Origin of the sequence: Gordonia sp. UCD-TK1 (assembly GCF_001691435.1) — a bacterium.
Classification (GTDB): domain Bacteria; phylum Actinomycetota; class Actinomycetes; order Mycobacteriales; family Mycobacteriaceae; genus Gordonia; species Gordonia hongkongensis.
In genome coordinates this window covers 22,351-32,821 of record NZ_LZMP01000039.1, presented here as the reverse complement: position 1 = coordinate 32,821, position 10,471 = coordinate 22,351, and the positions used below count along the sequence as shown (strand labels likewise).

Sequence of the window (10,471 nt, the reverse complement as noted above, 5' to 3'; positions counted from 1 at the left end):
TTGCAGCACGATCACCGACGCCATCGTGGCCGGCGGGATCGACGGACGGCCCCGGCCGCTGGGAAACAGGTCCGCGAACATCTCCGCAGGGAACAACTGCTCGCGATGAGCAGCCAAAAACGCGAACACACTGCCCTCGGCCAGCAAATGCCCGACGACCGAGTTCACATCCAGAAACTCACCCTGACGATCCGGCTCACCCTGCATACCCACCAGGATCCCAGCCCACCAGGCAAACCCGCTCACCCCACACCGAAACGACGCCGACTATTTCAGCAGTCTCCTAGTCCGAAAGAACCGCATAACCGCAGGTCCCAGCCCCTGCTCCCTGAGGTGCGAGGAGCGATAGCGACGAGCCACGAAGGGTTTGGCGACACACCTCGCCAGGACCCTTCGTGACGGCCTCCGCAAGCTCCGGCCTCCTCAGGGAGCAGTGGTTGGGGTCGCACCGCGCACCACGGTTGTTTCGTGGTCCACGACGGCCGCCAGGCCGCAATTACTCAGAACGCAGAGCGACAGCGACGGGATCAGGACAACAGGCCCCGGACGTATGCCGCCTGACCGATGTGCTGGGTGTCGTCGTCGATCACGCTGAGCAATCGTACGCCCAACGTGACCGGCGGGTCCCAGTTCTCGTCGACGACGCGGTCGAGATCTGAATCCGACAGCGCGCCAATGTAGTCGACGCTGACCGCGTGCGTGGCGTCGTAGTAGCCACGCAACAGGTCCGGGTCGTCGACGATCACCCGCGCGGCCTCGTCGGCAGACTGCCCGTACCCGCTCTCCCCGGGCGGAAACGGCAGACCGAACCGTTCGACCCATCCCCCGGTCACCCACACCTCGTCGGTTCCGGCGACGTCGGCGACGTGCGAGTCCTGCACGCGCGTCAGATGCCACACGAGCCAGGCGATCGTGTTCGCACCGGGCGCGGGAGCCCGGTTCAATTCCTCGGTGGAGATGTCGTCCAGGACGGCGTGAACGTTCTCGACGACTCGACCGAGACCGTCGAGCAACACATCTGTGGATCGCATGGCACAAGTTTAGGTTCGCGGTGGGCACAACGATGGCCACTCCGACGATCCGTCAGCATCATTCCTCCGGTGTCAGAACCGAATGCCCCACGTAAGATCCGATTCAACGCCTTCGACATGAATTGCGTTGCGCACCAGTCACCGGGTCTGTGGCGCCACCCCGACGACCGGTCGTGGGACTACAACACCATCGACTACTGGGTCGACCTCGCCCGCTTGCTGGAGACCGGCGGATTCGACGGTCTGTTCATCGCCGACGTCCTGGGCACCTACGACGTGTACGTCGGCAACGACGAAGCCGCCATCCGCCAGGGTGCGCAGATCCCCGTGAACGACCCGCTGTTGCTCGTCTCGGCGATGGCGCACGCCACCGAACACCTCGGCTTCGGGGTCACCACCGGTACGGGTTTCGAGCATCCCTACCCCTTCGCACGGCGTCTGTCGACGCTGGACCACCTCACCCGTGGCCGGATCGGCTGGAACGTGGTGACGGGATACCTGCCTGCGGCAGCCCGCAACATGGGCGCCGACGATCAACTCGAGCACGACGAACGCTACAACCAGGCCGATGAGTACCTCACCGTGCTGTACAAGCTCTGGGAGGGTTCGTGGGAACGCGACGCGGTCCTCCGCGATCGCGAGGCGGGCATCTTCGCCGACCCGGCCCGGGTCCATCACATCGGGCACCGCGGAAAGCACTTCACCGTGCCCGGCATTCACCTCGCCGAGCCGTCGCCGCAGGGTTCACCGGTCATCTACCAGGCCGGGGCCTCGCCTCGCGGCCGACGTTTCGCCGCGGAGAACGCCGAGGCCATCTTCGTGGCCGCGCCGACCAAGGCCATCCTGCGTGATGTGGTGAGCAAGGTGCGCGACGAGCTGATCCTGGCCGGACGCGACCCGTACGACGCGAAGATCTACACGCTGCTGACGATCATCACCGACTCGACTCCGGAGGCAGCCCGCGCGAAAGCCGCGGAGTACCAGTCCTACGCCAGCACCGAGGGTGCGCTGGTCTTCATGTCGGGCTGGATGGGGATCGACCTCGCGAGTTACGAGATCGACGAACCGATCGGCAACGTGCACAGCAACGCGATCCAGTCCGCGGTCGCCGCTTTCCAGCAGGCGAGCGACACCGGCGAGGAATGGCGCGTGCGGGACATCGCGGCGTGGGGCGGCATCGGCGGAATGGGTCCGGTCCTGATCGGCTCCGGCGACGAGGTGGCAGAAGCCCTGCAGGACTGGGTGACCGAGACCGACGTCGACGGCTTCAACGTCGCCTACGCGGTGACCCCCGGATCGTTCGAGGACATCATCACCCACGTGGTGCCCGCCCTCGAGCGGCGCGGACTCTACGACCGGGACTACGTCCCGGGAACCCTGCGCCACAAGCTCTTCGGGCGTGGCGATCAACTGCCGGAGAATCATCGCGGGTCCACGTACCGGGTCGGTGGGAGCAACTCGACCATCGACGATTCGATCAGGGAAGCCGCTCAGCTCACCAGCGCGAACGGGGGCCTCCGGTGATCGAGGTGGTGGGGTTGACGAAGGTGTTCGGTGTCGGTTCGCCCGACCCGACGACGGTGCTCGACGAGGTCGACTTCACTGTCGACGCCGGTGAGATCTTCGCCGTCGTCGGCCCGTCCGGCGCCGGCAAGAGCACGTTGGCCCGGTGTCTGAATCTGCTGGAACGTCCGACGTCGGGCAGGGTCGTCGTCAACGGGGAGGATCTCACCGCACTGGGCACGTCGGGCCTTCGCGACGCCCGGCGCCGGATCGGCACCGTGTTCCAGTCGGCGAGTCTGCTGTCCCGGCGAACCGCCGCGCAGAATGTCGCTTTACCCCTCGAATATCTGGGTGCGACAAAACGATCGACCACGGCACGTGTCGGCGAACTTCTCGACCTGGTCGGCCTTGCCGACAAGGCGGACCTGTATCCGCATCAGCTGTCCGGCGGTCAGCGGCAGCGCGTCGGCATCGCTCGGGCCCTCGCACTCAAACCTTCCGTCCTGCTGTCCGACGAAGCCACCTCGGGTCTGGATCCCGCGGCCACGGACACCTTCTTACGGCTCCTCACCGACGTTCGGGACGAACTGGATCTCGCGGTGGTGTTCATCACCCACGAGATGGACACGGTCGTGCGGGTCGCCGACACGGTCGGCCGTCTCGACCGCGGCCGCATCGTCGAGCACGGTCGGCTGGAACAGGTGGTCCTGGAAACGGATTCGGTTCTGGGACGGGCACTCCGGCCGCGCGGGCCGAGTGCGCAACCGGCCTCTGCCGAAACCCCGATCTCGGTGGTCTACCACTCCGCGACGGTCCCCGCGGACTGGTTGACCCAGCTGGGCAGGCGACTCGACATCTCGATCTCGGTGCTGGGCGCCACCGTGCAGACCATCGACGGCACCGTCTTCGGCGATCTCACCGTGTCGGTGCCGACCGGACACGCGTCGGCATTCATCGGCGCCGCGGGCGAACTCGGCCTGGCCGGAAGACTTCTCGACGCCACCGCGACCGCGGGCGATTCCGCCGTCGAGACCGACACCGGCTCCGAGGTGGCCGCGTGAGCACCACGTATTCGGCGAACATCACGGTGCCGCTCGACGAGATCCCCGACCTGCTCATCCCGGCGGCCATCGACACGGTCCTGATGGTGAGCATCGTGATGGTCGTCGTCCTGGTGGTGGGAGTCCCGCTGGGCGCACTCATCCACAACCTCGCTCCCGGCGGGCTTTTCGCACGACGCTCGTTGCACACGCCCCTGTCGTGGGTGATCAGCATCGGTCGGTCGTTGCCCTTCCTGGTGCTGATGACGGCGATCATCCCGTTCACCCGCCTGGTCACGGGCACGAACATCGGCATCGCCGCGGCGGTGGTCCCGATGTCGATCGCCGGCATCGCCTTCTTCACACGCATCGTCGAGAACTCGCTGCGGTCGGTCCCGGCCTCGACGATCGACGTGGCACGTGCGTCCGGCGGATCGAACGCCCAGATCATCTGGAAGGCACAGGTTCCCGAGGCGCTGCCGAGCATCGTCGGCGGACTGACGATCAACACCATCGCGATGATCGAGTACTCCACGATCGCCGGCACCATCGGCGCCGGCGGACTCGGATACGTGGCGGTCACCTACGGCTACCAGCGATTCGATCAGGGAGTCATGGTCGCCACCATCATCGTGCTCATCGTGACGGTGGCCGTGATCCAGGTCGCCGGCGACGCCCTCGCCCGCAGCCTCAACCCGGTCACGTCCCGCCGGGTCAACCACTAAGAACCACAAAACCGCCGGCCGGCTCTGCTCCCTGAGCGGCGGAGCGCCCGTCACCGCATCACCCAGCCACACCCGAAAGGCACCCCATGACACAGGACACCGGTTCCACCACCGGCACCTCATCGAAATCCGGCGAGACTCCCTCTCCGCCGGGCGGTTCCGGAATCGAGATCTCGACACGTCGCCGCTGGCCGCTGATCGTCGGCGCGCTGGTCGTGGTCGCCGTGATCGCCGCCGTCGTCGGCTGGCGCTTCCTCGGGTCCGACTCGACGTCGCCCAACGAGACCGCCGGTGCGACACTGACCGTCGTCACCGCCGAGGGCAACGCCTCCGAGCAGGCACTGGTCGAGTTCATCGCCGACGAGGTCGCACCCCGGTATGACATCAAGGTCGCATTCAAGGGCCTGTCCGACTCCACGACGCTGAACCGTGCGGTCAGCGACGGGGAGGTCGCGGGCACCGTCTATCAGCACAAGCTGTGGCTGTCGCAGGTCCTCGAGGCGAACCCGGACTTCCAGGAGGAAGCCGCGACGCCGGTGTTCCGCTGGGGATTCGGCATCTGGTCGGACAAGTACCGCGACGTCGCCGACCTGCCGCAGAACGCCCGCGTCTCCCTCTACTCCGATCCCGCGAACGAGGCCCAGGGACTCTGGCTGCTCGAACGCGCCGGACTCATCACGCTGAAACCAGGCGTGGACAAGTGGAAGGCGACCCAGAAGGACATCGCCACGAATCCGCGGAACCTGCAGTTCGTCCTGCTCGACTTCGCCGCCCAGTCGCGCTCGCTCGCCGACCTCGACGCCACCGTGGGCTACACCGAGTACTACCTCGCCGCGAACATCGACATCGCCAAGCAGATCTACGCTCCGCCCGCTCCCGACGAGTTCGCCGGGCAGCTGACCATCGGAACGCAGTGGAAGGACACCGAGAACATCAAGAACCTGGTCGCCGCGTTCAAAGACCCTGCCGTGCAGGAATTCCTGCGGACCGATCCGCGGGTCAAGGGCATCCTGCTGCCCCTGTGACCAGCGTCGGCACTGGTGCACACCCCATCACCGCACCCGGGTCGCCCATCGCGACCCGGGTGCGGTGCGCATAGGCTCACCGCGTGAGCCGCACACATCACGGGCACGGTCATGCGCACTCGCTGTCCGACATCAGCCACACGTTGTCGCCGATCGCCCGGTGGTTCGTCATCGGCACGCTCGCGGTGACCGCGGTCGCGGTCGCGGTCGGCATGGTCGTCCTGTGGCCGTCGGATTCCGAACACCCGATCCCCACCCAGTTCCGGTCCGCCGACGGCGGGCCGATCACCACGGTCGACGGCGAGATCGTGGACCAGTTCCATGCGAATTGCCTCAACTCGGTGGCGGGATCAGTGCTCGAGACCGCGGACATCCCGGTGAATCCGGTGCCGGGTGGGCCGTGCATCCTCAACGCGGTCCGGTTCACCTCCGGCGACGTGGCCGGCCAGTACACCGTCCTGGAGATCCCGACCAACCGGGCGCAGGCCGGGTCCGGGCCCGACACCGTGGCGCCCGCCGCCGGCACGCTCGACGACCCCCAGGCCGGCCAGCCGACGTTGAACGTCGGTGACGGCATCCGGCTCGCGACCGTTCCCGGCCCCGACGGCAGCAGCCGGTACAGCTTCTTCGACTTCCAGCGCGGACCGGCGATCATCTTCTGGGCCGTGCTGTTCATCGCCGCGATCGTGCTGGTGGCGGCGTGGCGCGGGTTCCGCTCGATCATCGGGCTGGCGATCGCCTTCGGGATACTCACCGTGTTCACGCTGCCGGCCATCCTCGACGGGTCGTCCCCTGTCGCGGTGGCGGTCGTGTCGTCGGCGGTGATCCTGTTCGTGGTCCTCTACCTCGCGCACGGTGTCAGTCTCCGGACCAGTTCGGCTCTGCTCGGGACGCTGACCTCCCTGCTGCTCGCGGGATTCCTGAGCTGGCTCGCCATCCGGACCATGAACCTCACGGGGCTCTCGGGCGATCAGACCACCAATCTGCAGGTGTATCAGGGCAATATCTCGGTCAGCGGTCTCCTGCTCGCCGGGTTCATCATCGGCACCCTCGGTGTTCTGAACGACGTCACGATCACACAGGCCTCGGCGGCCTTCGAACTGGCCGCGGCCGGCGAACCGTCACGGCTCGCGACCTTCCGCGCCGCGATGCGCGTGGGCCGCGACCACATCGCGAGCACGGTGTACACCCTCGTCTTCGCCTACGCGGGCAGTGCGCTGCCGCTGATGCTGCTGTTCTCGGTGGCCCAGCAGCCGTTGGGCGGACTGCTCACCACCGACGTCGTGGCAGTGGAGTTGGCCCGCTCGTTCGTCGGCGGAATCGCGATCGCCCTGTCGGTTCCGCTCACGACGGCGATCGCCGCCGCGCTCACGACCCCGGCGGGCGCGGGACGTACACCGGCCGCGCACGCCGCGGCCTGAGGTCACGGCCCGCGATCAGCATCGACCCTTGGGGAGGTCGGCCAGGTTCTTTCCGAGCCAATTGCCGAGCCGGGTCAGCATCTTGGTCCCGTCGGTGAACGATCCACTCCGCGGGATCGCCGCCATCGACACCGCGACCTGGCCGCTGGTCGTGGTGATGATGCCCAGTTGCCGCACCAGATGCGCCGACGACTTCGACGTCGCCGGACCCCAGCCACCCTTGACCGCGGTCACCGCTCCCTGACTGCGCCCCACCTTCGCGATACCCCACTGCTGATTCGGGGCGACGGCGCTCATCAGCCGGATGAGGTGTTCGCTGTCGGGCAGACACGGCAGGTGAGCGCCGAAGATCGCCTGGTCGCGTAGCGCCCAGGCGGTGTGACCGGGGTACGACGGCGGATTGTCGACCTCGGAGGACACGTGCGTCCGGACGTCGTGGCCCTCACGGAGGACCGCACTGACAGCGTCGACGGACGCGTGCCCGCCGCCGAGCACCCCCCACAATTCGCCGGCTGCATCGTTGTCGGAGAACGTGATCGCCTTGTCCTCCATCGCGGCGACCGCTGGACCGCGCTCGCGCTGCGCGGCGAGCGACACCGGGACCTTCATCGTCGACCATGCACGTCCCGATTTGAGCGACCCGAGGGAGATGACCTCGTCCCCGCCGACGGGCACGATCGCGATCCCGAGCTGGCCGGGCAGGGACTTCCGCATCGACTTCGTCAGTGCGGCATAGCTCTTCGCGAGCTTCTTGTCGAGCGGTTCCGGGGGCTTGAACCACGTGGCGAAGGGCTCCGGCAGCGGCGGCAGCACGGGGAGCGGTATCGCCGTCGCCGAGCCCGCGCCGATCACCATCGACATCGCCACCGCGCAGAACACCACGCCGATCCTGGTCACAACTTTCACTTCTGTCTCCTGAGTCACTTCAGACACTTGAGACTAGGGCGGTTACGCACCAGGGACCAGGCTGTATACCCAATCGGAACCTTGCTGGGACCGGGGTCACACCGCTTCGAGGACCGGTCAGGCGGAACAGCGTCCGCGCGGAAGACGGGCGAGGTTGGTGTCGAGCCAGTTCGCCACCGAATTCAGCGCGGCGATACCCCCCGACATCGAGCCCCCGACCGCGCTCATCGCCACCGCCGCACGTTGGCCGTCGCGGAAGGTGAGGATTCCGATCTGACGGACGAGGTATCCCTCGGACACTCCTGGACCCCAACCACCCTTCACCGCGGTTGCGCGGGGCGCCGGCATGATCTCGATTCCCCACTGCTGATTGCCGCCCACCTGACCCATGAGGGCGACGACCTGTCGCGAACCCGAGATGCAGGGCAAGCCGGCGGTGAACGTCGCGGCCCCCGGCAGCGACCACACCGTCTGCCCGAACACGGTGAAACCGGCACGACGCTGCGTCGCCGGGACCACCGTCGTGGTGTCACCGCCGTCCCGCAGCACCGCGGTGACGGCGTCGGCTGCCGCCTGTCCGCCGCCCAGCGAGGACCAGAGGCTCTCCGCGGCGGCGTTGTCGGAGTCGACGATCGCCGCCCGCGCCGCCGGGCCCGGGCCGTTCGCCCGTTCTGCGGCGACCGCGAGCGGGACCTTGATCGTCGACCACGCCACCCGGGGTGTGGCATCGCCGAGGGTGAGCCCGGGGACGGCCGACCCACCGACCGGTGCGATCGCGATGCCGACCGTCAGTCCGGTCGACGCGGCAACCCTGCGGAAACTCGCCGCGAGGCCTCCATACGACCCGGAGGGGACGGCCGCCGACGACGTCGGGATGTCTGTAGCGCGTGCGGCGGGTGTTGACGCCGATGGGTCGGCGGTCACGGTGACGGTGACCGGCACAACGGGTTTCGGGTCGGATTCGGTCGAGCAACCGGCGAGGAGCGCGAGCGCGCCGAGCACGACGATGCAGCGGTTCCGCCGAGTCCGCTTAAGCCACAACGGCCGTCGGGTGGTGTCCATCAGTAGATGTGCACCACGGCGTCATTGCCTCCCCGGCACGCGACGATCCCGCCTTCGGGAACGCAGTTCATCGCATAGGCCTGCCCGGTGACCGGGCTGACCGCGACCACGACACGCGGCGACCGTGCCGCACCCGCTCCCACATACGCATCGCGCACCGCGAACGCGAACGGGCAGCTGGTCACCGATGTACCGATCCCGACCGTCGCATCGCACGGACTCGAACCGGGCGGCGGCGCAGCCGGGGCCGGCGGCGCCGGCGGAACGTTCTGGACGGTCGGCGGGGGCGCCACCGTCTCGGTCACGGTCGGCGTCGTCGGCTCCTCGTCGGCCCGGGTCTCGGCATCGTCACCCGAGCCGGCGATCAGGACGCCGCCGAGGACGGCGAGCCCGACGAGTGCCACCGCGATCAACCCGATCAGCATCGGTATCGCGACCGAGCGCCGCTGCGGCGGCGGATAGGCGGGCGGATACCCCGGCGGCCCGTACATCGGCGGACCGGGTTGCGGTCCTGCGTAGTTGTGCGCCCCCGAGAAGTGCTGGGCCCCCGAGAGCTGCTGCGGCCCCGAGAACTGCTGCGGCCCCGAGAACTGCGTGGTCCCGGCTCCGCCCTCGGGGCCCGTCGTGTGCCGCACCAGGGTCGGTTCGTACCCGGGGTCGGTGGGCGCGATGACCGTGTCCGGAGCGCGGACGACACCGGTGGGTGCTTCCGGAGGCGGTGGCGACGCCTTGACGAGATCCGGCCCCGGCCGGACCCCCTCCACGCCCCCGGCGAGCGCGCTTCGAGCCGCGCGTGCGAGCGCGACCGCGGAGTCATGGCGGGCCGCGGGATCGGCGGCGAGGGCCGTGCGGATCACCTCGTCCATCGCCGGCGGTACGTCTGCGTTGACCGCACTCGGCGACGGGGCCGGTGACAGTACGGCCGCCTTGATCGCCGCACTCACCGTCTTCGCCGGATGCGGCACCCGCCCGGTCAGGCACTCGAAAAGCACACAGGCCAGGGCGTAGATGTCGCTGGCCGCGCTGACCTGGGCGGCGTCGAACAACTCCGGAGCCATGTAGGCGATCGATCCCACGGCCGTCCCGGTCTGGGTGAGGTGGGTGTCCTCGGCGGCATGCGCGATGCCGAAATCGACGAGATACGCGAAGTCGTTCGCCCCGACCAGGATGTTCTCCGGTTTGATGTCGCGGTGCACGAGCCCCTCGGCGTGTGCGGCGTCGAGCGCCGCGGCCACCTGTTCGATGATCGACACCGCGCGTTCGGGCGGAAGCCGCGTCTCCTGCGTCAGGAGCGCGCGTAGATCTTCTCCGACGACCAGGCGCATGTCGATGAACAGCACGCCGTCGATCTCGCCCCAGTCGTGGATCGGGATGACGTGCGGTTCGCCGAGGCGGGCCGCGGCGTGCGATTCCCGGCGAAACCGCTCCTGGTACATCGGATCGTGTGCCAGCCCGGGGTTGAGCAGCTTCAGCGCGACGACCCGGTCCTTGGTCGTGTCGTATGCGCGGTAGACCTCGCCCATCCCACCGCGGCCCAGTAGTTCGTCGAGGCGGTACGGCCCGAACTGTGTGTTGACCCGACTCCCAGCCATACGCAGGAGCATATGTCGGCAATCGGACATCGTCTGTCGACCACTCGATTGCACCTTCGGAGTACGGGTGTCGCGTCGGGCCCCGAGCCCGCGCCGTTGCGTGACTACGCTGTGCCTGGTGACGCCGTCCACCCGGACGGCACGGACTCGGCCCGCTCGCTCCGCT

At 68.2% G+C, this 10,471-nt stretch carries 9 protein-coding genes and 1 pseudogene; 5 read left to right on the top strand and 5 right to left on the bottom strand.

Annotation, left to right across the window (positions count from 1 at the left end; translation table 11 throughout):
* Positions 1-207: pseudogene (locus tag A9310_RS19385) on the bottom strand (IS5/IS1182 family transposase); the annotation flags it as partial.
* A 320-nt stretch (positions 208-527) separates the two neighbouring features.
* Positions 528-1,031: a DinB family protein gene (locus A9310_RS19380; protein WP_065632011.1), complete on the bottom strand. Its 504-nt coding sequence runs from the start codon at positions 1,029-1,031 to the stop codon at positions 528-530.
* A gap of 69 nt (positions 1,032-1,100) precedes the next feature.
* On the opposite strand from A9310_RS19380, the gene A9310_RS19375 reads away from it, so the two are divergent.
* From A9310_RS19375 to A9310_RS19355, 5 genes are all read left to right on the top strand, one after another.
* Entirely contained in the window at positions 1,101-2,555 is a 1,455-nt protein-coding gene (locus A9310_RS19375; RefSeq protein ID WP_217492973.1) for an LLM class flavin-dependent oxidoreductase, read from the top strand.
* Positions 2,552-3,595: a methionine ABC transporter ATP-binding protein gene (locus tag A9310_RS19370; protein ID WP_065632010.1), complete on the top strand. Its 1,044-nt coding sequence runs from the start codon at positions 2,552-2,554 to the stop codon at positions 3,593-3,595. Before A9310_RS19375 ends, A9310_RS19370 begins: the two co-directional genes overlap by 4 nt.
* Positions 3,592-4,299, top strand: coding sequence for a methionine ABC transporter permease (locus A9310_RS19365; protein ID WP_065632009.1), 708 nt, complete (start codon positions 3,592-3,594; stop codon positions 4,297-4,299). Before A9310_RS19370 ends, A9310_RS19365 begins: the two co-directional genes overlap by 4 nt.
* Positions 4,300-4,385: 86 nt before the next feature.
* On the top strand, positions 4,386-5,324 hold the full coding sequence (locus tag A9310_RS19360) for a MetQ/NlpA family ABC transporter substrate-binding protein (protein ID WP_065632008.1): 939 nt from the start codon (positions 4,386-4,388) through the stop codon (positions 5,322-5,324).
* An 83-nt stretch (positions 5,325-5,407) separates the two neighbouring features.
* A complete protein-coding gene (locus A9310_RS19355) occupies positions 5,408-6,745 on the top strand; it encodes a YibE/F family protein (RefSeq protein ID WP_065632007.1) in 1,338 nt (445 codons plus the stop codon).
* Between the two features lie 15 nt (positions 6,746-6,760).
* On the opposite strand, the gene A9310_RS19350 is transcribed toward A9310_RS19355, so the two are convergent.
* From A9310_RS19350 to A9310_RS19340, 3 genes are all read right to left on the bottom strand, one after another.
* Positions 6,761-7,606 (bottom strand): hypothetical protein, encoded by an 846-nt coding sequence (locus tag A9310_RS19350; protein WP_171011574.1) that lies wholly within the window; start codon positions 7,604-7,606, stop codon positions 6,761-6,763.
* Between the two features lie 162 nt (positions 7,607-7,768).
* The gene (locus A9310_RS19345) at positions 7,769-8,713 is read right to left on the bottom strand and encodes a hypothetical protein (protein ID WP_065632005.1); all 945 of its coding nucleotides are present in this window, start codon (positions 8,711-8,713) and stop codon (positions 7,769-7,771) included.
* Entirely contained in the window at positions 8,713-10,305 is a 1,593-nt protein-coding gene (locus A9310_RS19340; protein WP_065632016.1) for a serine/threonine-protein kinase, read from the bottom strand. The genes A9310_RS19345 and A9310_RS19340 overlap by 1 nt, the downstream gene beginning before the upstream one ends.
* Positions 10,306-10,471: the final 166 nt, after the last annotated feature.

Excerpts from the sequence above, each read along its gene's own strand:
- A9310_RS19380 (WP_065632011.1), bottom strand. The coding sequence starts at position 1,031 with ATGCGATCCACAGATGTGTTGCTCGACGGTCTCGGTCGAGTCGTCGAG.
- A9310_RS19360 (WP_065632008.1), top strand. The coding sequence starts at position 4,386 with ATGACACAGGACACCGGTTCCACCACCGGCACCTCATCGAAATCCGGC.
- A9310_RS19350 (WP_171011574.1), bottom strand. The coding sequence starts at position 7,606 with ATGTCGATGGTGATCGGCGCGGGCTCGGCGACGGCGATACCGCTCCCC.
- A9310_RS19345 (WP_065632005.1), bottom strand. The coding sequence starts at position 8,713 with ATGGACACCACCCGACGGCCGTTGTGGCTTAAGCGGACTCGGCGGAAC.
- A9310_RS19340 (WP_065632016.1), bottom strand. The coding sequence starts at position 10,305 with ATGGCTGGGAGTCGGGTCAACACACAGTTCGGGCCGTACCGCCTCGAC.